Genomic DNA, 24813 nt, shown 5'->3' with positions numbered 1-24813 from the left:
AGTAATGAGCACAATTTTGTTGTTGGTATCGATGTTCGCACCGGCAACATCGATTTATGATTTCAGTTTTACTTCCATCGACGGAAAGCCGGTGAAGTTGGCTGATTTTAAAGGAAAAAATATATTGATCGTGAACACTGCTTCAAAATGTGGGTTCACCAAGCAGTATAAAGACTTGCAGGCTTTGCATGAGCAATATGGCAATAACCTTGTTATTATAGGTTTTCCTGCCGATAATTTTGGTGGACAGGAGCCAGGATCCAATGAAGAGATTCAGGATTTCTGTGAGAAGAATTATGGGGTGACGTTCTTATTATCGGAGAAAGTAGAGGTGAAGGGAAAGGATATGGATCCTTTGTTCAAGTTTTTGACGACGGCAGATAACGCTGACTTCAAGGGGGACATCAACTGGAATTTTGAGAAGTTTCTGATAGACAAGGACGGGAAGCTCGTGCATCGTTACCGCTCGAAGGTTAATCCGATGGATGCAAGCATCACCGATAATCTGAAGTAAAAGCATGTGATGTAACATAAAAAAGACTGCCCTAGGGCAGTCTTTTTTATATGGGGGGACCATTTATAAACTAATTTTGTTAACAGCAAAGGTAATAGGTTTTAGCATTGCTTTTTATAAATGGATGTTAAGTTTTTGTTAATTTTTTTGGATTAGGATTTTACAATCCAAAATAGCAGGATCGACAACGGGGCTCATAACTGTCTTTTTCACCTAGCAATACCCGTTCTTCATTTGATGAGATGCGGTAGGAGTAGGTGGCTGGAGCTCCGCATTGCACACATACGGCATGTACTTTCGTAACATGTTCGGCAATGGCCATGAGGGCGGGGATAGGACCAAAGGGTAATCCTTTAAAGTCCATATCGAGTCCTGCTACAATAACACGGACACCTCTATTGGCCAGTTGTACGCAAACATTAGGCAACTCATCATCAAAAAACTGTGCTTCGTCGATACCCACGACCTTCGTTTCAGCACTCAGGAGTAAGATAGCTGAAGAATGGGAGATTGGCGTCGAGGGAATGCTATTGCTATCATGCGAAACCACGGCTCGCTCATCATAGCGGATATCGATTGCCGGTTTGAATATTTCTACAGGCAATTTCGCAAATTGAGCGCGTTTCATCCTTCGTATCAGTTCTTCTGTTTTGCCAGAAAACATCGAACCACAAATGACTTCGATACTCCCTACTTGGGTGTTTTTCTGAATAAAAGTATGTTCGGAAAACAGCATGTAATCGTTTTAAAGGTTGAAAAGGAGCGCGTTAACCGAGGTTAAAACTTCCGCTTGAACTGCGCTAATATCGAAATTATATCTTAAATTTGAAGGAAGGAAATGAGGTCAGGCACGGAATGATATAGCTATCAGTTCTTTTTCTTTTCCACAGGCCTTTTATGTTGGTTTAGTTGTGCAGTACCTATTGAGATAAATTAAAGACAAATATGGCGTTTACAAAAGAATCTATTTTTTCGAAGATTGGTGAGTTATTGGTTGAGCTTAACGATGGATATACCGCGTTGTCGGAGTCATCGGAGGAGGAGAGCCCAGCTGCTATTCTGCTGTTGGAAGCAAAGGCAAAATTTTTGGCAGCACATGTTGAGGTGTTTAGACAGGTTAGCGGCGCCACAGTGGAGGTTGCCAAACCTTCCGCATCGAACTCGACCTTTGCAGATCAGCCTGTATCCCCCGTAGAAGAGGTCTTTTTTACGCCACCAATAGCCTTTGAGGAGCCTGCAGATAAACAGCCTGTCGAGGACGAAATTGTTGAAGTAGAGACGACGTCGGTGGTTAAGAACGATGAACCTGCCCCTGTAGCTGCGGTGGTTGCTCCTGCAGAGGAGACTACGACAGAAGTGGTGGATCGTACAGAGGAGCCTGTTGCGGAGAATTTATTTACTGCATCAAGCGCCCAAAATTCAGTGGAAGAGAAGCCTCAGCCGGTCGCGGCAGCAGAAGAAAAGGAGGAGAAGGTGGTGGTTACCACGGATCGTCCTGAACAGCTAGTGGAAGAAGAAGTTGTGGTAAACGAGGTTGTACAGGAGCCGAAGGAAATTGTGATCGAAGATAAACCAGCTGCTGTAGAAGAGCCGAAACCTACTCGGCCGCTAACGCTAAACGAAATGCTGCAACAACAGCGGAGAGCGGGTTTTGCGCAGTCTCCAGCTGCAACAACCCAACCGGTGAAAAGCCAAGAAAAGGTAGTGGATCTAAAATCGATCATCAACCTTAATGATAAGCTCTTATTTATAAAAGATTTGTTTAATGGCTATTCCTTGGCTTATAGTGAGGCTATCGAGCTGTTGAATCGCTACAGTACTTTTGCGGAGGCTGATGTGTTTTTACAGACCAACTATGCCCTCAAAAATAACTGGTCGGACAAGCCACAGACTGTGGAGAAGCTTTACGCTGTCTTACGCAAAAAGTTTATGTAACGATTTAATACTATCTCATAATACAAAAAGAGGCTTCCTAGAAATAGAAAGCCTCTTTTTGTATAGATATATGCTTCTTGTGGCTATGCGATGTCAAACTTAACCCAATCCTGCCCTTGTCGGCCATAGATAAAGTATTTAGGTTGCACGATCTCCGCGCAGATCTCGACATCAGCAAGAAAGTCGTCGTCGTAAAGGCCAAGATCACTTTTTTGTACAATGAAAATCTGATTCTCCACTAGGGCGGTTGTCCGGCTCAATAAATCGTCTTCCAAAAGAATGCCGATTTCTCCATAGAGGCTCTCGCTTTCCTGAACCACCAGTACTATCCCTGGGTTGTCGAATTTTTCAGCGAGCAGTTTCCCGCCAGCAATCTGGACAATGTCGGCGAGTCTTTCATTGAAGACAGGCTGAAATCCGGTGCTTTGCTGAACAATAAGTACCGAGGGGCGTTGTTCTTGCGGAATGAATTTGAGCTTGTGTATCAGGATGTTTATTTCCTCGTCTAGGTATTCGGCTTCTTCGGGAGCCTGTTCTTGTTTTTCAGCCAGTAAAGCGGTATAAAAATGAAGTTCTTCCATGCTAATCTTTTGCTGCGCCAAAGTTACGGAAGGTAGACTTAAGAACCTAATCCATCGACTTTAATGTGGTGGAGTGGCACATATTTTGTAAATTGCCTTTTTAAAAACGAGAGAAATTATGTTCGATAAAATCATGCAGGCCCAGCAAAAGGCCGAGGAGGTGAAGAAACGATTGGATCATATTTCGGTGTCTGGAGAGGCCGAGGGAGGAAAGATCAGGGTAATTGCCACAGCCAACAAAGAGATTAAAGAAGTTATTATCGATCCTGCATTTTTAGCGGAAGCCGATAAGGAGGAGTTGGAGGAACTACTTGTTGTGGCACTAAATAAAACCTTGGTACAGGCAGAGAATGTAAGTCAATCGGAGATGCAAGCAATGTCTCAAGATTTGCTTGGCGGGTTAGGTGGTTTGGGTAATTTATTTAACAAATAAGACGTACAAATATGAAAGTTACCTACTACGGTCAATCGTGTATCGCGTTTGATTTTGATGGAACCAACGTATTGTTGGATCCTTTTATTACCTACAATCCATTGGCGAAGGATATCAATGTAGATGCCTTGCGTCCTGATTACATCTTCTTAAGCCATTGCCATCAGGATCATGTTGCCGACTTGGTTCAGATTCAGAAGAATAGCGGTGCTACGGTGGCTGCTATTGTCGAAACAGCAGCTTGGGTTCGTAAGCAGGGGGTGCCCAATGAGCAGGTGATCGAGTATAATTTTGGGGGGACGTTGCATCTTCCTTTTGGGCGTGTCAAAATGGTGTATGCATTGCATACTAGTAGCACGCCAGAAGGTGATTATGCCGGTGTTCCAGTTGGATACGTGTTTTTTGTCGGCGACAAGAAAATTTACTTTGCTGGAGATACAGGGCTCACCATGGAAATGAAGTTGTTGGAAGATTTGGAACTTGATTGGGCTTTCTTACCTATCGGAGGGCATTATACAATGGATGTGGACGATGCGGTTAAAGCAGCGCGTTTTATCAATTGTAAAAATGTGATTGGTGTTCATTACGATACGTTTCCTCCGATAAGCATTGACTCGGAGGCGGCGAAGACGACGTTTCAGGAAAATGGATTGCAGTTGCATCTGCCGGCCGTTGGAGAGACTTTAGCCTTATAGCGATGTGTACAAAGGGATAATAAAAAAGCCATTTCGAAACGAAATGGCTTTTTTATGTGTTGATGTGCTTATTTCTTAGCAACCCTATTGATATGGAATACCACGAGGTCGTCAATCGGCGAACGTAATATTTTGCCCACCTTCATATTGTAATGGCTTGCTTTTTCTTCCAATACATTTCTGAAGTTATAACCTACAGATCCGATACAGTTAAAAGTGTAGTTCTGATAGTCAGGGTATTTGCTAACCAAGTTGTTGAAAAATGCTTCGAAGGCATCGTCAACAATTTTTCTTGTATACTGAATGTTTACATTGTTGTCGTACACAAATTTGCTGAAACTTGCACAAAATCTGTTTGCTAGCGGTTTTGTGTACACATTGTCCATGATCTCATCAGGCGTAAGCTTGTAGGTTTCGAAAAAGGACTTGGCGACATCTTCCGGCATTAATCCACGAATGAAATCCGTCAATAATTTTTTTCCGATAAAACTTCCACTTCCTTCGTCTCCCAAGATGTAAGCCGCTGAATCAATGTTGTGTGTGATCTCGTTTCCATCATAGATACAGGTGTTGGTACCTGTTCCCAAGATTGCTGCGAAGCCCGGTTGATCACCTAAAAGCGCACGAGCAGCTGCTAACAAATCGTGACCAATTTCCACGCGCGCACTAGGAAATACCTTTTGCATAGCTACTTCCACAATCTTTGCCTTTTCCGCGTTGTGCACCCCTGCACCATAATAATTCACTTCCTCAATTTTGTCCAAAGGTAAATCTCCCGGGAGACCTTTTTTTAGCGAATTAACAATGTAGTCACTGTCAACAAAGTAAGGATTGTATCCTTCTGTGTTAAAGTATATTTTTTTGTTTGAATCATCCAACAAACACCAGTTTGTTTTCGTTGATCCTCCGTCCGCAATGATAATCATTCTAGATTTGGTTTTATTGTGTTATTTTTTTTGTTTTCTTGCTAATTCTAAATGCTAATATCTCTTCGAAAATACATTTTTAAGTTTATAAATACGAATTTCTAAAGGGAAAAAACGATACTCCGAGTCAGTTTTTTTTGCGTTTTTACTAAAAAAATGGCTTAAAGTGGGCTCTAAGCTAGTTTTGTGGGAGTGTGTTTTTTTTGAAAGCTTAGTGTATTTTGTACAATAACTGTGTGTTTTTTAGTTCCTTTCTCGATACATTTCTCAGAAAGATGACTTCAATTCTTAGGCCATTCACAAGGCTATTGTTGTAACTTTTGTGCTATTGTTTTTTAGGTATTCGAATAAGATAGGGATGGGGGGCAGGGGAATAGCACAAAAAAATTAAAAAGATTATAAAATGTCATCCCTTATAAAACATTTTTGTGCAATGCACGTTAATATAATATCTGTTCCAAAGTAAAAAAAAATATATAATTTCTTTGAATATACAAATGTTATGTTATTTTTGTGCCAATTCTCAGATTTATCCTTTTTTGAGGTGATCTAATGTACTTTCATAAGTGAATCTTTACTACGTCTAGTTTGCCTTCAAATAGAATCTGCAAAAGCTAGCATAGAGCGGATAATATCGAATTGCAATAAAAATCCTATATCTCATAATAACAAGTTAATGGATATTAATGAACTAAATACCAAACTCGTGTCGGAGTTACGCGAGATTGCAAAAGTATTGGGCATCGCTGATGTCGATAAACTACGCAAACAAGAGTTGATTGATCGTATTTCTGTTATTGCTCAACAATCTATTCAGGAAGAGCATAAGGAAGTAGCGGTGGCGGAGGACGGTGAGCGACCTAGAAAGCGTGTTCGCACGTTGAAAACAGAACCTGTCGCGGTAACGAAGCGTCCGTCTTCAGATGATGTTAGAACAGAAAGTCCATCGCCGGAGGAATCCATCACACGCACGGCACCTGCAACTGAAAACACTCCCGCACCAGCAAAAGTAGAAAATTCCGCTCCTGTACTTCCAACTGATTTTGATAACGTTATTGTAAATGAAGGTGTACTTGAAATCATGCCTGATGGTTATGGCTTCTTGCGGTCTTCAGACTACAATTATTTAACATCTCCGGATGATATTTATGTATCGCAATCACAGATCAAGTTATTTGGTTTGAAAACAGGCGATAATGTTCGCGGCTGTATTCGCCCTCCAAAAGAGGGGGAAAAATATTTTCCACTTGTTCGTGTAGAAGCTATCAATGGACAAAATCCAGCAGAGATTCGCGACCGCGTGCCTTTTGATTATTTGACACCATTGTTTCCTGATGAGAAGTTGAACCTTGATTTGGGTACGGGTAACCACTCTACACGTATCATGGATTTGTTTACTCCGATAGGTAAAGGACAACGTGGTTTGATTGTGGCACAACCAAAAACAGGTAAGACCAACTTACTGAAAGAGGTGGCTAACGCTATCGCTAAGAATCATCCGGAGGTTTACCTTATCATCTTATTGATTGATGAGCGTCCTGAGGAGGTTACCGATATGGCGAGAAATGTACGTGCGGAGGTTATTTCGTCCACATTTGATGAACCTGCTGATCGTCATGTTAAAATTGCTAATATTGTTCTTGAAAAAGCAAAGAGAATGGTAGAGTGTGGCCATGATGTTGTTATCCTTTTGGATTCTATCACGCGTTTAGCGCGTGCTTACAATACCGTTGCACCTGCATCGGGCAAGATTCTCTCGGGTGGTGTGGATGCGAATGCATTGCATAAACCTAAACGTTTCTTTGGTGCAGCGCGTAACATTGAAAATGGCGGATCATTGACGATCTTGGCAACGGCATTGACCGATACCGGATCGAAAATGGACGACGTGATCTTTGAAGAGTTTAAAGGTACGGGTAATATGGAGCTTCAATTGGATCGTAAGCTTGCCAACAAACGTATCTTCCCTGCTATCGACCTTACTGCTTCCAGTACGCGTCGTGATGATCTATTGGTTGATAGGGATACGCTTCAGCGCATGTGGGTGTTGAGAAACCACCTTGCCGACATGAATTCGAATGAGGCAATGGAGTTTTTGTTGACGCAAATGCGTGGAACAAAATCCAATGAAGAGTTTTTGATAAGTATGAATGGTTAATGCCATCATTATTTAATATTTTTAAGCCATCTTTTGCGAAAAAGATGGCTTAACTTTTTTTGATAGATGAAAAAACACCTGCCCAATACGCTGACTTGTCTCAATCTATTTTCGGGATGTCTCGGTGTATTATTTGCTTTAGAAGAATCTTACCTGCTGACATTCTATTGTGTACTCGCCTCTGGGATATTTGATTTTTTTGATGGTATGGTCGCCCGCGCGCTCCACGTGAAATCGAACATAGGTAAGGAGTTGGATTCACTGGCAGATATGGTAAGTTTTGGGTTTCTGCCGGGAGTGGTGTTGTACATGTTGTTGCGCTCAGCCAGCGCTTCTGCCTATTTGCCGTATTTGGGTTTCGTGGTGACGATTTTTTCAGCGCTGCGCTTGGCCAAGTTCAACGTTGATGATAGACAGACGGTTGATTTTATAGGGCTCAATACGCCCATGAATACTTTTGTGGTGATGGCGCTTCCCTTCATCGCCCAAGAGCGCGGGTTGTCTTTCCCTGTCTATTTCTTATTGCCGGCTATTGCAGTACTTAGTTTTTTGTTGGTTTCGGAGATTCGGCTGTTTAGTATGAAGCTTTCGTCATTGGCTTGGCGAGAAAACCAATTCAAGTATCTCTTTTTGTTGTTGAGTGTGGTATTGATCGTTGTGTTCAAATTTATGGCTCTGCCTCTCATTCTTCTTGCCTACATTCTTTTTTCTTTCTTGCATTTCGCAAGAGAAAAATCCAAGTCGTCTTAATTGGACTGTCTGTTAGCCGCCACCTTTGTTCCTCGTGGCTTTTTCTTGTTCGTGGTTAAGAGAGTTGCTGGAGGTAATCTTTAATTTCTACAAGAAGGGTGTCAAACTGCGGTAGCTGTATGTCAAAAAGTTTTTCTAGCTGCTGCATGTCTTCGCCATTTTTGGCTGCCGTCTCCAATTCTTGGAGCTCAGCGCGCAGGGATGTCGCTCCGATATATTCCATCGTTGGTTTAATATGGTGTGCCTTGCTGGAGATTTCTACAGGGTCTTTACTGCCCATCGCCTCTTTCAATGCGTTAAGATCTACAGGTATTTGCACCAGATAAAGTTGAAGAAACTGCGTTATCAGTGCGCTGTTCTGCATTAAATTGGCTTGAATTACATGTGGGTCGATGAGTGTGTAGTTGTTTGTCATTCGATAGCAGATAATAGTTGTACAGGTAAGTGGTCTTCGCAGCTCTGTAAAAGTTCTTGGTTCGTTACCTGACCTGTGGGATGAACATAATTGGGTGCTATTTCAACGAGTGGCAACAGCGTGAATCTGCGTTGGCCGATGTAGGGGTGTGGAATGCGGAGGTCTTCCTCGTCAACGACTTCGTTGTTGTAATACAAAATATCGATATCGATGATGCGTGCTCCCCATTTCTGTAGTCGCACCCTCCCTAAGTCGTTTTCTATTTGTTGAATCTCTTGCAGTACTTTCCTTGCCGATAGCGGGGTGGAAATGAGTAGAACCTGATTGAGAAATGGCGGTTGATCTTCGACGCCCCATGCGGCCGATGCGTAAACGGAAGACGTTTTTTTGATAGTTCCCACGCGTTTTTCTAGCGCAGTAGCTGCGTCACGAAGCTGAGCAAGTGGCTCGCCCAAGTTGGCGCCTAAGAGAAAAAAAACATCGTTCATGTTTTAAATATAAGGCATATCTATATAAATTTCGAATTCTTCAAAAGAAACAATTAAATTAGGTCTTTTAAATAAGTCAAACATCTTTTATGAGATCATTTTTTAAATATGTCTTAGCGACCGTGACCGGGATAACGATTGTTGTTATTTTGTTTTTTGTATTGATTATTGGCTTGGTGATGAGTACCATTAGCCAATCAAGCAGCAAAGATGCCGATGTGCCCTCCAATGCGGTGTTGTACGTTTCGCTGAATCACGATATAACAGAGCGTACTAGCGAAAATCCTTTGGAAGGCCTAAATATGCCGGGCTATGCCAGCACAAAGTCTTTGGGGTTGAACGATATTGTGGCGCGCATTGCAGCCGCAAAGACAGATAGCCGTATAAAAGGAATCTATCTAAATCCAAGTTACGTCAATACAGGGATGGCAAGTTTAAAGGAGATACATGATGCGCTGCAGGATTTTAAATCATCTGGAAAGTTTATCGTTGCATACAGTGATTCCTATACACAAAAGGCTTACTACTTGGCTTCGGTGGCCGACAAGATTTACCTGAATCCCGAAGGTAGTTTGGAGTTTAATGGTCTTTCAAGTTCTATTGCGTTTGTAAAAGAAGCGCTTCAAAAGCTGGGCGTAGAGATGCAGGTCGTTAAAGTGGGAACATATAAATCTGCTGTAGAACCTTTCCTGCTTAATGAAATGAGTCCCGCCAATCGGCTTCAGGTAACGTCTTACTTGGAAAGCATGTATGGATCCTTCTTGGAGAATATTGCCGAAGGCCGAAAAATTAGCGTGGATTCCTTGCGCTATGTGGCAGACAACTACTTGATCCGAAATGCGGAGGATGCGGTGAAGCACAAATTTGTAGACGGCAGATTGCATAAGGATGAACTGTTGACTGAAATTAAGAAACGACTGGGGGTAGAGGAGAAGAAGGATATTCCTGCGGTGTCGCTGTTGGACTATACGGGCGGAAGCACAAGTGAGCAAACGGGAGATCGAATCGCGGTAGTCTATGCTTATGGAGATATTGTGGACGGCGAGGGTAGCGATACAAATATCGGCGGCGACCGTTTCTCGAGGGAGCTTCGTAAGCTGCGTCGCGACGACCGTGTTAAGGCTGTGGTGTTACGTGTCAATTCCCCCGGAGGATCCGCTTTAGCTTCGGATATCATTGCGCGGGAGGTAGAGTTGACAAGGCAGGTGAAGCCTATCGTGGTATCTATGGGTGACTATGCGGCTTCAGGGGGATACTATATTTCTGCTTTGGCAGATTCTATTTTCGCGGAACGCGAAACTTTGACCGGATCCATCGGTGTGTTTGGGCTTATCCCGAATTTACAGGGACTTTTAAATAATAAATTGGGTGTGCATTTCGATGAAGTGAAGACGGGACGTTTTTCGGGGCTGATGTCTTCTCCGGATAAGCCGTTGACGGAGGAAGAACGTGCGATTATACAGGGAGATGTTAATCGGGTTTATAACACCTTTATCGGTAAGGTTGCGCAGGGGCGCAAGCTAAGTACAAATGCTGTGGATAGCATTGGGCAAGGCCGTGTATGGACGGGGCTTCAGGCGGAAGGCCATGGCTTGGTGGATGGTATCGGAGGTATAGACCGTGCTATTTCGGCTGCAGCAGCGAAAGCGAAATTAAAGAACTACAAGTTGGCCTATTATCCGACGGTTAAAGATCCTTTTTCTTCGATCTTAGGTACCTCTAAAGAGCGTATCAAGGCGTGGATGCTGGCAGATGAGCTCGGCGACTATAGGCAATATGTGGAGCAGCTTCGAACAATTACGCGCTCCTCGGGGATACAGGCAAGAATGCCTTACACCATCGAGATACGATAAATTTAAGGAGGGGATTTTTCAATTCCCTCCTTTTTTCTATATTTATGGCTGGAAGTAAAAGGTCAACTTAAATTTAATAGTATATATGAAAACAATTGATGATTTGAATTTCTCGGGCAAGAAAGCATTGATCCGTGTGGATTTTAATGTTCCTTTTGATGAGAATTTTAATATAACCGATGACAACCGTATCCAAGGCGCTACGCCAACGATCAAAAAGATTTTGGCAGATGGCGGATCAGTAATCTTGATGTCCCATTTGGGACGTCCGAAAGATGGGCCAACGGATAAGTATTCGTTAAAGCATATCGTAGCACATTTGTCGGCCGTGCTTGGTGTCGATGTTCAATTTGCAAACGATTGTATCGGTGAAGAAGCTATCGAGAAAAGTGCTGCTTTGCAGGCAGGTGAGGTTCTTTTGTTAGAAAACCTTCGTTTTTACAAAGAAGAAGAAAAAGGCGATAAGGCTTTTGCAGAGAAATTGGCCAAACTTGGTGATGTCTATGTGAATGACGCTTTCGGTACTGCTCACCGTGCGCACGCGTCTACAGCTATCGTGGCCGAGTTTTTCCCAGGAAGCAAATTTGCAGGCTACTTATTGGCTGCAGAGATCAATAATGCCGAAAAGGTGTTGAATAATCCAAACCGTCCTTTCACAGCAATCATGGGTGGAGCGAAAGTTTCCGATAAGATTCAATTGATCGAGGCCTTGTTGGATAAGGTAGACAACCTGATCATTGGTGGCGGTATGGCCTACACATTCGTGAAAGCACGTGGCGGCGAGATCGGAAAATCATTGGTCGAGATCGACAAGTTGGATTTGGCTAACGAGCTTGTTCAGAAAGCGGAGGAAAAAGGCGTGAATTTGGTGTTGCCTACAGATGCGCAGATTGCCGATAAATTTTCTAACGATGCAGCGACTTATGACGGTCCAAACGATGCTATTCCAGCAGATAAGGAAGGTCTTGATATTGGTCCGGAATCATCCGCACATTTCGCTGAAGTGATCGGTGCTTCTAATACCCTACTTTGGAACGGTCCAATGGGTGTTTTCGAGTTTGATACTTTTGCGAAAGGTACAAAAGCTGTTGCTGATGCGGTGGTTGCTGCTACAGAACGTGGTGCCTTTTCCCTTATCGGAGGAGGAGACTCTGCTGCTGCGGTATCGAAGTTTGGTATGACAGAACACGTAAGCTACGTAAGTACAGGTGGTGGAGCCTTGTTGGAATATATGGAAGGCAAAGCACTTCCAGGTGTTCAAGCTTTGAACGACTAGGTAATAATCGTACTGCGATACTATAAAAGAAGCCGTAACAACTCCCTGTTACGGCTTCTTTCGTAAGGCATTTTTGGATCGCGTCACCTAATAGGCATAGCTAAAGCCAAAAGTCGGGAACAGTTTGCGTGAGGCAGAACTGTCGTTTATATAGGTCAACCGTGCCGCAACATTGATGTCGGGTAGTACATATCGAAAAACGTTGAGGTCTGCGGAAATCCCAAGTCCGAAACTTTTTGGCGCGGATGATCGATGTATATTTTGGAAATCGGAGAAAAGCAATCCCTGAAAACGTTTGATGTAGGCTAATGAGCCTATGCTCCAATCAGGATAAAATAGAGGCATGCGGTAGCTCGCCAATGCGGTGTTGCTTACGATGTCCGATCGGAAATTGCCCCATCCAGACACCATCGGGATGTCATATACGCCTTCATATCTACCGTTGCTTCGTTGTGCCGCAAAACGGAATTGAAGGCTATGGTTGGATGATAGGCCGGGTAGGTAAAAGTTGGTTCTGACAGATAGAACCTCTCCACTAAGTTGTTGTTCAAAAGGAAGATGTCGGTAGGTGATACTGATGTTTTGTCCCCAACGTGGTGCCAAATCCATACGGCTTCGCATGCTGTTTCGATTAAAATAAGCTTGGTAGTTTAAGGGAAATGCGATGGTTTCGTTGAAATTGCGAAGCGAAATGCTGACATCATATCGTTTTGTGTAGGACGTACCAAAATTTGCACCATAACTGTATACTACGTTTTGCCGGTAAACAGAGAGCGGGATGCCTACTTCGAAGGTAGCGTGATGATCGCGATAGTCGTACATGATGACTTGGTTGTTTTGCGTCACGGCATTGCCTACAAGCCCGCGGTTGGCATAGCGTGCGGTAAATACGGGAAGATACCTGCGGTAGGCCAGTTCGGCAGAATAGATGCTCTTGCGGATGTCGGGGTCGTATTCGTAGCCTAATTTGATCTGGCTGCTGTTTAGCACGTCGTTGGAAAGCCAAAAAAGCCCGGGGATGTAGTTGTCGAAACTTTCGAAATTGGTGCTGCTAATCGATAAGCTATGAAAATTTATCAAATGTGTGGTTGGGTTGTAGGCTGTAATCTGTATGGTGTCCTGTTGTTCAATGATAGGCTGCTGTATATCTTTCAGCTGATCTAAGGTAGGCTGTATAAAAAGATGGGGTGCATTGTTGTTCGTTAGCGATGTTTTTGTTCCCGATTCGAGTTTTTGGGAAGCCAATTTATAGCCGTTATATCGATAATCATTGTAGATGATTTCCTGTTTTTGCTCATCGACAAATGCGTTGAATGCGCCAAAACGAGCGTCTGTGAGTCTGTACAACTCTCCTTCTTGATCTATTCTGTAAATATTGTCTAAGCCATCAAAATGAGCTTTAAACAGGATATCATCATGGTGGTAGGATGGCCTTTCAAGTTGCTGGTTTCCCCAGTCCAACAGAAAGCGATGTTGTCGAGTCGCTAGCGTTATTTCGATCAGGTTGGTTCCTTTCGGCGACACAGCTATGGCGATGATTTTATCCCCGGCGGCGTCGAATTTGGGCTGTTGAATGTGCACGCCTTCGGGCAGATGCTGTGTTTCCAATACGTTGCCGTCCTTAGCATTTAGTAGCAATAAGCTGCTCTTATTGCCTGCATCAACCTCGACGACGGCAATAACATCTTGCGATGGATGAAGTACAGGAGAGTAGTATCTTGATCGATGTGTCAGCGTTTTAAGTGCTTTCGTTTTTATGTCGTACAGGTTGATAACATTGTAGGTTTGTTTACCGAAGCGAGGGTCTTTTCGGTACTCGTCCCACACAACTTGTGTGCCGCGTAAATGAAAATAGGGAGTTATTTGTATGCCTGTTTTTGTTATGCTATGCTCCTTTCCGGAAGGGTCTACGACGATGATTTCATTAACCGAATGAGGACTCGATTTGAGTGCCCATAGCTCGTCATTTTGACTTCGTTGAGGAAGTAAATAATCGCTTGGGAATTTACTTTTTATTGTTTTTATTTCGTTTTCTATAGATTTGTTATTGTCATTTTTTACCCAGTTTTCTTCTAACTCCGCCATGGTAGCATGGAACATTTTACGTGGCTTCATGCCGGAAGCATGCTTGAAAGCGCGTTGAAAATTGAATGGTCGAAGTAGTTTGTTTCGCATATCTTCCATGATTTTTTCATGGCTTTCTATACCGGTATGATTGGTCATGTAGGTATTCATCAGGAGACCGATGCTGTAATGTGAGGGAACATTATCTTTGAAGGAACCTAATACGTATTTGTTGAAATCATAATCCCTGTCGGATAAAACATTTGCTCGGATAGGCATTTCCCAAGATGGTAATCTGCCTCGTCCGCCTGCGCTGTGTATGGTTTCTATTTGTACAGCGTCGCCTTCAAAATACCATGCGGGCAGGTTCAATGCATAGAGCGCTAAAGCCAGCTGTTCAAAAAAAGGCCCTCTGATACGTCCTGTCAATTTGTCAAATTGAGCAACATGCCTGAGCTCATGAAGTGCCAAGTTCGGTAACCATTCTTGGTTATCTGCAGTCGAAGATGGGACGGGATAAAACTCGGATTTTCGCGGAGCAAGTTGTACATAGCCATTCTGACTAAGATGGTTTCCTTGTAATATCAAGGTGATAGGGTGGGGATTTTTGCCTAAATCACGGCTACTGTATTGACGAAGGTAGGGGAGTTGCTTGGCTAGATTACGTGCGGCAGAGTCAAAGGTGCTAGGAAAAAGAAGGCGATAATTTTGTGTTTTTATTTGCTGCCATTTGATGGATGAATGCGCTTGTTCGTTATCAATAATCTGTCCAAAGGTATTATGTGAATATATAGTTGTTATGAATATTGATAAGATATTGATTATTAATTTTTTATTCATTATCCAGTGTGGTTAAAATGGTGTTTGCTAAAAATATTAGTCAATTGTTTCGTTTTTATATTTATTATTTGTTTCGTATTGTTTGTGTAAGTGTTTGATTTTTATAGTTTTATTGTTTTTTATAAAACGAATATTTTGATGTATTTTATTTCGGTATTATATGCTTTTTCTTATGCTCGTACTGGCTTGTACCGCGTTAAGTTTTACATGTAAAGTACGCTCAACAAGATAGAAAAAAAAAACATCTTTTTTACATCAAGAGGTTTCTAAATGCGGCGCGCATGCATTTGACTCTTGGTCGTTTTTGTTGCTACACAAGTGACTCTCCTGATCATCTGTTTTTAGTAATGCTGATCATTTCGAATGGGTGCTGTTCCGATTAGCGACGTAATGTTTTGGGAGCAGGGCGGTATTGGGTAGTCTAATGTATTTACTTGGTTTTTATCGTCTATACGGTGGTGTCATTTTGACAGTCTATGGCTTTCGAAGCGCGGTAGACGAAAACTGTTGGCGGCAAAAATTGTTAAGTTTAGTTGGTATGTATGCATAAAAAAAGTATTAGTTATTTCCAACTAAAAAGTCGACTTTTGCTGCAAATAAAAATACCCATGTAGGATTTAAAAATTAAAGTGTGTTATGGAAGAACTAGAAATGCAAGTGGAGCTTGTTGAGAAATGGATAGAATCGAATAGCCTTTCTGAGCTTCAAGATTTTCTTAATGAGCAGAACATCTCCGACGTCGAAGAACTCATCGATGAACTTCCAGAACATGCTGCGTTATTTATAGAGACCATTAATATAAATCGCGCGGTTCACGTTTTCAGTATCCTCGATTTCCCTACCCAAGAACGTATCTTCAAAAAATTATCGGCAGCCAAGGTTCGCGAGCTTATAAATGAGATGCCGCCGGATGATCGTACATCTTTCTTTAGTGAATTAAAAGGTGATGTGGTTAAGCATTTAATCATCATGCTTTCTCCTGAAGAACGCAAAGAAGCACTCTCTTTGTTGGGCTATCCTGAAGACAGTGTTGGACGTCTAATGACTCCGGATTATATCACTGTAAAACCCCATTGGAACATCACGCGAATATTGGATCACATCCGTCGTTATGGAGACGCTTCGGAGACTATCGATGTGTTGTATGTAATCGATGGCGAAGGGCGTTTGATGGACGATATCAAGATCCGCGATATCTTGGTCTCGGATCCGGAAACGAAAGTGGAAGATCTGATCGATAATAGACTTATCTCCCTGCATGCGAATGACCCCCAAGAGGAGGCGGTGAATGTTTTCCGGATGAATAATCGGGTAGCGCTTCCGGTGGTTGATGAGCAAGGTATTATGCTCGGTATGGTAACCATCGATGACATCCTGTGGGTTGCCAACGAAGAGTACTCGGAAGATATGCAGCGTATCGGGGGTACGGAGGCATTAGATGAACCCTATTTGGATGTATCTATTTTCCATTTGGTAAAAAAACGAGGAGGCTGGTTGATTGTGCTTTTTCTAGGGCAACTGTTAACCACAAACGTGTTGGAGTTTTATGAAGATAGGCTGACGATCATTCTGGTCTTGTTGATGCCGTTGATTATGTCCAGCGGAGGTAATAGCGGTTCGCAAGCTTCGACATTGATCATCCAAGCTATGGCGATGGGCGAGGTGACACTACGCGATTGGTGGTTGGTTATGCGACGCGAGATTCTTTCCGGATTTTTTCTGGGATTGATTCTAGGGACATTAGGTTTTTGCCGTATTGCCGCCTATCAGGCTTTCTCCGGCGAGTATGGTGATGCTTGGGTATTGTATGGCTTAGCAATTGCCCTATCGTTGGTAGGCGTTGTCCTTTGGGGCTCACTTGTTGGTTCTATGCTGCCCTTTGTGCTACGTCGTCTTGGAGCCGATCCGGCAAGTTCTTCTGCTCCCTTCGTATCCACATTGGTCGATGTGACCGGTCTTATTATCTATTTTACCGTTGCAACGCTTGTGCTCGGTAATATTGTTGGGAAGTAGAAAAAAATCTTCTTGTATAAGAGCAAGTTGTGTTTTTCTGCGTGAAATAATTTGCAGAGGTCGTTAAATCTTCCGATAATTGCATCACCGAAACGGAAACGACGGTTCTTAAAATTCCTGAATAGCTCAGCAGGTTAGAGCATCTGACTGTTAATCAGAGGGTCGCTGGTTCGAGCCCAGCTTCAGGAGCAAAACAAAAAAGCTGTTTTTCATAAAGAAAAGCAGCTTTTTTTGCTTTAGACGGTTTTTGTTAATTTCCTTGAAACGGTGGGAGGGTATACTAAAATCATGTCGTCTCTTTTTTTAAGAGCGCTAAACGATGTTTGTTTATCAGTGTCGAGTAACATATTGCACTTCGCTGTAAAAGACAAGAGGTGCTGTCGTCGAGCAATGATCCGTTCAAGGCGGTAAATATTTTTTAATTTTTTATTTGAATATAAAAATCAAAGTTCTATCTTTGTATCACTTTAGAAAACGCGGTTAACGTGTGCTAAGGTCGAAATTCCTGAATAGCTCAGCAGGTTAGAGCATCTGACTGTTAATCAGAGGGTCGCTGGTTCGAGCCCAGCTTCAGGAGCGAAAGTTTTACCGGCTGATAAGCCGGTTTTTTTTTGTCTAAAAAATCGAAAAAGATGAGTTTAGTAATTGTTGGGACGGTTGCATTCGACGCCATCGAAACCCCTTTTGGAAAAACAGATAAAATTGTGGGCGGCGCCGCTACCTTCGCGGGATTGGCTGCATCTTACCTATATGATCAAGTCAAGTTGATTAGTGTTATCGGTGAAGATTTTGGAGATGACAATATTAATATTTTAAAGTCTCGCGGCATTGATGTGGAAGGGGTAGAGATTGTTGAAGGAGGTAAATCCTTCTTTTGGTCGGGCAAATACCACAACGACATGAACAGTCGTGACACGTTGATCACAGAATTAAATGTGTTGGCAGATTTTGATCCGAAAATCCCGGCATCCTACCAAGACTGTACCTACCTTTTGCTGGGCAATTTAACGCCGCAAGTACAAATGCAGACCTTGGATCGTTTAGCGCAGGCTCCTAAGTTAGTAGTGCTTGATACGATGAACTTTTGGATGGATGTGGCTCTTGACGATTTAAAGAAAGTGCTTCAGAAGGTCGATGTCTTGACGATCAACGATGCAGAAGCACGGCAGTTGTCTGGGGAGTATTCTTTGGTGAAGGCTGCTGAGATTATCTTACAAATGGGGCCTAAATACCTAATCATTAAAAAAGGTGAGCATGGTGCGCTTCTTTTTGGTGAAGGACAAGTGTTTTCTGCGCCAGCCCTGCCTTTGGCTGATGTATTTGATCCGACGGGTGCGGGAGATGCTTTTGCTGGAGGTTTTATTGGTTACCTAGCAAAAGTTAAAACCATCAACTTTACCAACATGAAGAATGCGATTATCTATGGCTCGGCCTTGGCATCGTTTTGTGTTGAAAAATTCGGAACAGAACAACTACAGCATCTAACTGCAGAAGATATCAAAAGCAGGATTCAGAAATTTATAGCTCTAGCAAAATTTGAGATTAGCGAATAATTCGCTAATCTCAAATCAATTTTCCGATTACCGGGAATTTATAAAAAACCCAGCTGTTGTGGGGGGCATCTTCCATTTCACTGGTCAAATCTTGTCCTGCCCAGTGTTCGTAGTGTTTTCCGTTCTTCCAAAGACGGCTTTCACCTACATCATATATCAATCCTTTATAGCATACCCATATTTCTTTCCGATCCTGTCCATTTCTTAATGCTAATTGACTTTTGGAATACTGGGGTAGGCTTTCTTTATTTTCCACCTTATAAAGGTACGTCTAATCGCCGAACTTATAAGCGTGAAGCGTCTTTTTCATTGCTTTGCGTGCCACGTGTATCCTGGTTTTTACCGTTCCTATCGGAATAGATAGGTGGTCAGATATCTCGTGATACTTATAGCCTTCAAAGTACATGCTAAAGGGAACATAATAGTCGTCGCTAAGTGTTGAAAGTGCTTGGTTGATGTCTTCCATGACGAATTTGTTCTCGCCTCTGTTGCTTGTTGCCGACACAACCAAGTTGGCACTAGTGATTTCTTCCTCTTTGGTGATGAATGAATTTGTTTTGACTACCCGGCGGTAATTGTTGATGAAGGTGTTCTTCATAATGGTGTATAACCAACCTTTGAGGTTGGTTCCTTCTTTAAAGTTGTTGAAGTAAGTCACCGCTTTCAAAAGCGTGTCTTGTACCAAATCATTTGCGTCATCCTGATCTCTAGTGAAATTTCTCGCATACGTCTTTAGTGAGTCCGCCTGTTGAATAACTAAAGTGTTGAATTCTAACTTGTTCATACTAGATTGGATTAAAAGTTTTCAATACACTGACCGGCTGCTATTGTGTGTCGGTCTTGTTAGGTTTGTAATTCATCTCCATGAAATACGGTTTCATAGAGATTTATGCAAATGGCGTGCTAAACTTATCCTCTAAAATGAAGTCTAAATGAAAATTCTGTTAAATGAAGGTTACTTTGGGCGATATTCGCGCCCACTAATTGTTTAATAGCCAAAACAATACCCTTGTTGCTTTGTTATTAACAAATTAGTTTCACGAATGTGGAAAACTTCTATAGTATATTTACTTCGCGCTCTAGCTCAATTCCAAACTTTTTATACACATCGTTCATTATTTTAGACGATATAGTATATATTTCTAGACCGCTAGCTTCTCCCAAGTTGGTGATTACCAACGCTTGATTTTTCCAAACAGCGACCTGACCGTCGATTTTACCCTTCCAACCGCAAGCTTCGATAAGCCATCCGGCGGCCAATTTCACGCGTTCGTTGTCAACCGGGAAGGAAACGATAGTAGGATGTTGCTCTTTCAGTGTGTTGAAATGCGCAAGAGGTATGATTGTGTTTTTGAAGAAACTACCGGCGTTGCCCACCGTAGAAGGATCGGGCAGTTTTTCGACACGGATGTGGGATACGACCTCGGCGACGTCCTTGATGCTCGGCGAATCGATCCCTCTGTTATTCAGCTCTTCATTAATCGCACCATAAGATGTGTTTACCTTTTTGTGGAGTGCGAGTTTGTAGGTTACAGACGTAATGATAAAGCGCCCTTTATGTTTGGTTTTAAAAATGCTGTCTCGGTAAGTGAATTGGCAATCGTCTTTACTGAAGGTGGTAAATGTACCGGTTTGGGTGTCGAATGCTTGGCAAGAATAGAAAACATCCATCAGCTCGGTGCCGTAAGCACCAATATTTTGAACTGGCGATGCTCCAACTGTGCCGGGAATAAGGGCCATATTTTCCACACCTGCAAAACCATGGTTAATGCAGTACCATACGAAATCGTTCCATACCTCGCCGGCTTTGGCAGTGACAAAAATGTAATTGCCTTCGATAAAATGTTGAATGCCCTTGCTGGCCATATGTATGATCAGCCCCTCGTAATTTTTTGTAAAAAGTACGTTGCTTCCGGAGCCCAACACCAAGAATGAGCGCTGAAAGTAGCCCTCTTCGTGAAGCCCTGCTAGTTGGCTTTCTTCTGTGATGTCGATAAACTGATGGCAGCTTGCCTCTACAGCAAAGGTATTATATCGTCGAAGTGAAATATCGTGTTGGATCTCGTTTACCATTTTGTATTGACTAATTCTTTTAAAAATTCAAAAAAAGAATTAACTTTATGATTTTGCGGTAAAGATACTATAAACCCTATTATTAAAGGAATAAAATTAACATGTCCAAAAACGTAGACATTAAGCGAGCCAAGATATTAGAAGTGGCGAAAAGACGTTTTGCCCATTTCGGAATGGCCAAGACAACGATGGCGGAGATCGCGAAGGACCTTTCGTTTTCAAAGGCACTGTTGTATTATTACTTTCCTGACAAGCATAGCCTCTATACCGCTGTGTTGGAATATGTGATCAATGACATGATCAGCAAGGTGGATAGCTATTTGCTGAAGGCATCGAGCATCGAGAAATCTATTTTATTTGCGATTGAAAGCAGAATGGAGCTGATGCGTGAGAATTATAACCTTTTCGAATATTCAAGCTCCTTATTTATGCAGAATCCGGGAGAAATGGGAAAAAGTCTGGGGCCATTTTTTGATCGGGTGCGCGATCAATTCGGCCGCATATTGCGCATCGGTGTGGATAATGGCGAGATCGTGGTTGATAATATCGAAGAGACAGCGGAATTGTTGCTGTTTTCGCTGATGGGCATGCGAACCGGCATTATGAGTAAAGATCTGAATGATTGTCTATTTCCTTCGCCGGATGAATTTGAGCTGATCTTGTCGAAGCAGAAAAAGATGATTTCTATTTTTATCCGCGGATTGCAGGCCTAGATACCGCGGGATTTGACGTGCTGTATAATGGTCTCTGCATGTACACGTGAGTTTTCGATAAACCAAAGATGTGTGTTTAGACCGCCGCAAACTACCCCCGCTAAATATAGTCCGGAAATGTTGGTTTCCATAGTTTGCGGGTCATGTTCAGGAATCTTGGGCGCTTCATCAGGGACATGTACACCTATAGATTTTAGAAATTTAAAATTCGGCTGATATCCGGTTAGTGCCAACACAAAATCATTTTTTAAGGTGACCGCTCCTTCTGGAGTTTCCAAGGTCACACTATCGTCGCTGATAGCCGTCAAGCAACTGTTGTAGAAAACATCAATTTCCTGAAAGGCAATTCGATTTTCGATATCGGGCTTGACCCAATACTTTACGCGTGGACTGATTTCCTTGCCGCGTACGACGAGAGTAACTTTCGCCCCTTTACGGTATGTTTCCAATGCGGCATCGACCGAAGAGTTGCTCGCGCCAACAACCAGTACATGCTGGTTGGCATAATAGTGCGGGTCTTGGTAGTAATGCGATACTTTTGGCAGCTCTTCGCCCGGGATGTTGAGCATCATCGGGATATCATAAAATCCTGTTGCAACGATCACGCTCTTGGCAATGTATTGCGCTTTTGAACTCTGAATATATAACAGCTCTGCCTCCTTGCGAACCGTTAATACTTCTTCGAAGAGATGAGTATTAAGATTGAACTTGCCGTTGATGCGCCGATAATACTCTAGGGCTTCGGCTCTCTTGGGCTTTGGGAGCGTGGTTACAAATGGGGTGTCACCGATCTCCAGCCGTTCTGAAGACGAAAAAAAGGTCATGTTCACCGGATAGTTGTACAAGGAATTCACCAAGCATCCCTTTTCGAGGATGATATGTGTGTAGCCTGCTTTCTGTGCTTCGATGCCACAGGCAAGACCAATTGGGCCTGCTCCAATAATAAGTACATCAAAAAAATTATCCATTCGGTACAGCGATTTTTTCGTTTTGCTCCAAGGTGATGGAGCGTGTGATCAATTCTTGCGTCACACGATGTAAATCTCCAGAAATTTTACTTAAGAACTGTAATTGTTCTGTAATTAATGCGCTGTCTTCCTCATTTGCGGTGCTTTCTTTCAACACAGGGAAGGCTTCACTTACTTGGTAACTTTGTGTTTGCGGTTCTTGTGCGGGGAGCAGGAGGATAGCTTTTTCCAACTCTGCCAAAATGCGCTTTAATAGTTTTGCATGCTCGCGGTTGAAGGTTTCAATATCCGCTTGGTTCACCTGTGTCAACAGGTTGGCGGAGTAGGAAGAAAAAATATGGTTCAAGATCACGAAACGGTTAATCTCCTTAGTATATTTCTGGCGCCATTTTGGTTCCGTCAGCATGCGTTGAAAAGTAGATCCCATATTCGCTGAAGCGATGTATACCTCCTTTCGAGCGAGCTTATAAAGCGTTCGGGAAAGATTATGGCCCGCTAGGATCTGCACAGCCTGCGCAATATAGTTGTAGTTGGCAATAAGCAGACCGCGCATGTTATCTTTGAATTGTGTGCTTTCCCAATTCGGGAAAATAATGTAGCTGGATAAAAAGGCGATGACGCCGCCCAAGAAGGTGTCAAACACGCGCTCTTTGGCCATCTCCAAGGAATTCATGCCGTTAAAGCTGAGCATAATGAGGACGTAGGGCGTCATAAACATGACCGCGATAATGTAGTTGACGCGGAAGAGACTGTACGCCGTCAAGAAGAAAAATATCAGTAGCACAAACCGTACAGACGGATCGTGTATTGTAAAAACGATGGTCGCACCTATGATACCCCCAATAACGGTACCTATGAGTCGTTGCATATTTCTTTCCTGTGTTAGACCAAAGCCGGGCTTAAGGATCACCATGATCGTGAGCAGTGTCCAGTAAATCCCATTTGGATTGAAATGGATTAGGCTGAGGGTGAGATAGGTGCCCGCCAGCACAATCGCCATGCGCAATGCATGTCTAAACACCGAGGAATCTAAGCTGAGATTGCTTCGGAATTTCTTCCAGTCTATTTGATCACGAGTGATAAATTGAGAAGCTGAATCAATTTCCTGACGCGGAATTTCGGAGATGGTCGAGGAACTATAGCTGTAGATATCTTCGATGAATTTGACAATACCGCGGATATTGATGATTATTTTCTTCAGCGGAATGGTGTTTCCTGACTTTGTGTCGATCTTATCTACCGTTTCCCTTAGACGTTCGATATCCTGCTCAAATTTGTAGATAGGTTTGGGCATTCTGTTGGCATTGATGGCGTAGGCCATGTTGTCGAGCTCATGCGTCAATTTAATGAGTACATGTTTGAACTGTATGAGCACGCCATACTCGCCGTAGGCGGTTTTGATGGCGTTGTAATCATACTGCGTGGTCATGCTCTGCTCAAACAGGTCGACGATGTCCGAGAATATAAGGGTTAGAAATCGGCCAATCTTTGTGGTATCCTTGATGGAACGTTTGCTTTGGAATAGAATATCGCGTACCAATTCTTGATGCTTGTGTACTTCGATCTGTTTCTCGATGAGTTTAAGATAGTTGGTGTCTATATCAATCTTGGGATCGTAGAAATTCGCTTTCAAGCGAATGTAATCCGCTACTTGTCGGATAGATTCGGAAAGTTCCTGTTGCGCAATACGATAGGGGCGGATTTGCAGGATGGACATGCTGATCAGCATATACCAAGATCCGCCAATGGCGATGTAAAGCAAATACATCCATCGCTCAGCGTCCACCAGCTCATGGTGCACATTGAACAGCATCATTAAGGTACACATGGATCCTACCGTTGCTGCCCGAGCGTTAAAGACGGCGAACATAGCAAATAGGAAACTCAGCAGAGCAACAACAATTGTCGTTAGGGTGATAGATGAGTTGACATGGATAATAATGATATAGGTCAGCATACACAGTAGCGCCGTAGACAACATCCCTAACCGCCGGTGGGATGGCGCTCCCGGCGTATCGGAAAGGCCAACCAATAAAGCACCCAAAGATATAAGCGTGCCGATATTGAAATAACCCAAGGAGGCGGATACGAGTACTGGGACGATGCAGCCAACTGTGATTTTCAATCCCTCAGCGAAGTATTGTCCATAAAAGAAATTGCTTATCTCTTTGGTTTTTTCCATGAAATGAGTACCTGTTGTGTCAAGAAAAACGAAACGCTATGAAGTGCTCAAACTTATACAAATTTGTATTTATATCCAATTATAATATTAAACGGTAAGTAGTCGTTGCTGCAGCGAGCGCGAACTTTCAACAAATGGGTAAATAATGCAAAATAATGAAACAGTTTTGCCATTAATATGGTTAATCATTCGAAGGTCATGCGATATTGTTCTATATTTATTGCGTTGCGTCTTTCTTTACATTTAGTTATTTGCCATATGGCAGCTATATCTGTAAATATGTCCTGTGGTCGTTAGGAGACGAGCTTGGTTCTTCTTTTTCCGAAGATAGCATGGTAAGTGGTTTTTATTTTGAATTATTTTCAAGCAAACAATCAATTTAA

The 24813-nt window shown here is 42.7% G+C and carries 22 protein-coding genes and 2 tRNA genes; 13 read left to right on the top strand and 11 right to left on the bottom strand.

The features are described from left to right. Window positions 1–4: 4 nt before the first annotated feature. On the top strand, window positions 5–514 hold the full coding sequence (locus SCB77_RS05900; protein ID WP_320185508.1) for a glutathione peroxidase: 510 nt from the start codon (window positions 5–7) through the stop codon (window positions 512–514). Between the two features lie 160 nt (window positions 515–674). Here SCB77_RS05900 and SCB77_RS05895 read toward each other — a convergent pair whose 3' ends face one another. Beyond that, window positions 675–1250, bottom strand: coding sequence for a thymidine kinase (locus SCB77_RS05895; protein WP_320185507.1), 576 nt, complete (start codon window positions 1248–1250; stop codon window positions 675–677). Window positions 1251–1459: 209 nt separating this feature from the next. On the opposite strand from SCB77_RS05895, the gene SCB77_RS05890 reads away from it, so the two are divergent. After that, a complete protein-coding gene (locus SCB77_RS05890; RefSeq protein ID WP_320185506.1) occupies window positions 1460–2449 on the top strand; it encodes a hypothetical protein in 990 nt (329 codons plus the stop codon). 83 nt (window positions 2450–2532) lie between these two features. Here the strand turns inward: SCB77_RS05890 and SCB77_RS05885 are convergent, their stop codons facing one another. Then, entirely contained in the window at window positions 2533–3030 is a 498-nt protein-coding gene (locus SCB77_RS05885; RefSeq protein ID WP_320185505.1) for a TroA family protein, read from the bottom strand. A gap of 118 nt (window positions 3031–3148) precedes the next feature. On the opposite strand from SCB77_RS05885, the gene SCB77_RS05880 reads away from it, so the two are divergent. Together SCB77_RS05880 and SCB77_RS05875 are read left to right on the top strand one after the other, a co-directional pair. After that, window positions 3149–3463, top strand: a complete 315-nt coding sequence (locus SCB77_RS05880; protein WP_320185504.1) for a YbaB/EbfC family nucleoid-associated protein — start codon at window positions 3149–3151, stop codon at window positions 3461–3463. 11 nt (window positions 3464–3474) lie between these two features. Beyond that, window positions 3475–4158: a metal-dependent hydrolase gene (locus tag SCB77_RS05875; protein WP_320185503.1), complete on the top strand. Its 684-nt coding sequence runs from the start codon at window positions 3475–3477 to the stop codon at window positions 4156–4158. 68 nt (window positions 4159–4226) lie between these two features. Here SCB77_RS05875 and SCB77_RS05870 read toward each other — a convergent pair whose 3' ends face one another. After that, the gene (locus SCB77_RS05870; RefSeq protein ID WP_320185502.1) at window positions 4227–5084 is read right to left on the bottom strand and encodes an N-acetylglucosamine kinase; all 858 of its coding nucleotides are present in this window, start codon (window positions 5082–5084) and stop codon (window positions 4227–4229) included. Window positions 5085–5760: 676 nt separating this feature from the next. On the opposite strand from SCB77_RS05870, the gene rho reads away from it, so the two are divergent. Both rho and SCB77_RS05860 read left to right on the top strand, forming a co-directional pair. After that, on the top strand, window positions 5761–7242 hold the full coding sequence (rho, locus tag SCB77_RS05865) for a transcription termination factor Rho (protein ID WP_320185501.1): 1482 nt from the start codon (window positions 5761–5763) through the stop codon (window positions 7240–7242). A gap of 66 nt (window positions 7243–7308) precedes the next feature. Next, window positions 7309–7992: a CDP-alcohol phosphatidyltransferase family protein gene (locus tag SCB77_RS05860; RefSeq protein WP_320185500.1), complete on the top strand. Its 684-nt coding sequence runs from the start codon at window positions 7309–7311 to the stop codon at window positions 7990–7992. 55 nt (window positions 7993–8047) lie between these two features. Here SCB77_RS05860 and SCB77_RS05855 read toward each other — a convergent pair whose 3' ends face one another. Together SCB77_RS05855 and folK are read right to left on the bottom strand one after the other, a co-directional pair. Continuing rightward, window positions 8048–8407 carry an Hpt domain-containing protein gene (locus SCB77_RS05855; protein ID WP_320185499.1) on the bottom strand — a complete coding sequence of 120 codons (360 nt, stop codon included), beginning with the start codon at window positions 8405–8407 and terminating at the stop codon, window positions 8048–8050. Next, window positions 8404–8895 carry a 2-amino-4-hydroxy-6-hydroxymethyldihydropteridine diphosphokinase gene (folK, locus tag SCB77_RS05850; protein ID WP_320185498.1) on the bottom strand — a complete coding sequence of 164 codons (492 nt, stop codon included), beginning with the start codon at window positions 8893–8895 and terminating at the stop codon, window positions 8404–8406. Before folK ends, SCB77_RS05855 begins: the two co-directional genes overlap by 4 nt. Window positions 8896–8984: 89 nt before the next feature. On the opposite strand from folK, the gene sppA reads away from it, so the two are divergent. Both sppA and SCB77_RS05840 read left to right on the top strand, forming a co-directional pair. Then, complete coding sequence (gene sppA / locus SCB77_RS05845) at window positions 8985–10748, top strand: signal peptide peptidase SppA (protein ID WP_320185497.1); 1764 nt, start codon at window positions 8985–8987, stop codon at window positions 10746–10748. Between the two features lie 85 nt (window positions 10749–10833). Continuing rightward, entirely contained in the window at window positions 10834–12024 is a 1191-nt protein-coding gene (locus SCB77_RS05840; RefSeq protein WP_320185496.1) for a phosphoglycerate kinase, read from the top strand. A gap of 87 nt (window positions 12025–12111) precedes the next feature. Here the strand turns inward: SCB77_RS05840 and SCB77_RS05835 are convergent, their stop codons facing one another. Continuing rightward, window positions 12112–14928, bottom strand: a complete 2817-nt coding sequence (locus tag SCB77_RS05835) for a TolB-like translocation protein (protein ID WP_320185495.1) — start codon at window positions 14926–14928, stop codon at window positions 12112–12114. Between the two features lie 636 nt (window positions 14929–15564). On the opposite strand from SCB77_RS05835, the gene mgtE reads away from it, so the two are divergent. From mgtE to SCB77_RS05815, 4 genes are all read left to right on the top strand, one after another. Continuing rightward, on the top strand, window positions 15565–16941 hold the full coding sequence (gene mgtE, locus SCB77_RS05830; protein ID WP_320185494.1) for a magnesium transporter: 1377 nt from the start codon (window positions 15565–15567) through the stop codon (window positions 16939–16941). A 115-nt stretch (window positions 16942–17056) separates the two neighbouring features. Then, a tRNA-Asn gene (locus tag SCB77_RS05825) sits at window positions 17057–17130 on the top strand. 314 nt (window positions 17131–17444) lie between these two features. Further along, a tRNA-Asn gene (locus tag SCB77_RS05820) sits at window positions 17445–17518 on the top strand. A 55-nt stretch (window positions 17519–17573) separates the two neighbouring features. Beyond that, the gene (locus tag SCB77_RS05815) at window positions 17574–18494 is read left to right on the top strand and encodes a PfkB family carbohydrate kinase (RefSeq protein ID WP_320185493.1); all 921 of its coding nucleotides are present in this window, start codon (window positions 17574–17576) and stop codon (window positions 18492–18494) included. 10 nt (window positions 18495–18504) lie between these two features. Here the strand turns inward: SCB77_RS05815 and SCB77_RS05810 are convergent, their stop codons facing one another. The 3 genes from SCB77_RS05810 to murB all read right to left on the bottom strand — a co-directional run bounded on the left by SCB77_RS05810 (window position 18505) and on the right by murB (window position 20567). Continuing rightward, window positions 18505–18750 carry a cytochrome b5 domain-containing protein gene (locus tag SCB77_RS05810; protein WP_320185492.1) on the bottom strand — a complete coding sequence of 82 codons (246 nt, stop codon included), beginning with the start codon at window positions 18748–18750 and terminating at the stop codon, window positions 18505–18507. A gap of 15 nt (window positions 18751–18765) precedes the next feature. Next, a complete protein-coding gene (locus SCB77_RS05805) occupies window positions 18766–19278 on the bottom strand; it encodes an RNA polymerase sigma factor (protein ID WP_320185491.1) in 513 nt (170 codons plus the stop codon). Between the two features lie 272 nt (window positions 19279–19550). Next, window positions 19551–20567 (bottom strand): UDP-N-acetylmuramate dehydrogenase, encoded by a 1017-nt coding sequence (murB, locus tag SCB77_RS05800; RefSeq protein WP_320185490.1) that lies wholly within the window; start codon window positions 20565–20567, stop codon window positions 19551–19553. 101 nt (window positions 20568–20668) lie between these two features. Here murB and SCB77_RS05795 point away from each other — a divergent pair, with 101 nt between their 5' ends. Continuing rightward, on the top strand, window positions 20669–21280 hold the full coding sequence (locus SCB77_RS05795) for a TetR/AcrR family transcriptional regulator (RefSeq protein WP_320185489.1): 612 nt from the start codon (window positions 20669–20671) through the stop codon (window positions 21278–21280). On the opposite strand, the gene SCB77_RS05790 is transcribed toward SCB77_RS05795, so the two are convergent. Together SCB77_RS05790 and SCB77_RS05785 are read right to left on the bottom strand one after the other, a co-directional pair. Next, window positions 21277–22248 carry a YpdA family putative bacillithiol disulfide reductase gene (locus SCB77_RS05790; RefSeq protein ID WP_320185488.1) on the bottom strand — a complete coding sequence of 324 codons (972 nt, stop codon included), beginning with the start codon at window positions 22246–22248 and terminating at the stop codon, window positions 21277–21279. The genes SCB77_RS05795 and SCB77_RS05790 overlap by 4 nt on opposite strands. Then, window positions 22241–24430: an FUSC family protein gene (locus SCB77_RS05785; protein WP_320185487.1), complete on the bottom strand. Its 2190-nt coding sequence runs from the start codon at window positions 24428–24430 to the stop codon at window positions 22241–22243. Before SCB77_RS05785 ends, SCB77_RS05790 begins: the two co-directional genes overlap by 8 nt. Window positions 24431–24813 lie beyond the last annotated feature (383 nt).

The organism is Sphingobacterium bambusae (assembly GCF_033955345.1).
GTDB classification, from domain to species: Bacteria; Bacteroidota; Bacteroidia; order Sphingobacteriales; family Sphingobacteriaceae; genus Sphingobacterium; species Sphingobacterium bambusae.
Note: the sequence above shows the minus strand (reverse complement) of the source record. Positions and strands in the feature narration are given on the sequence as shown.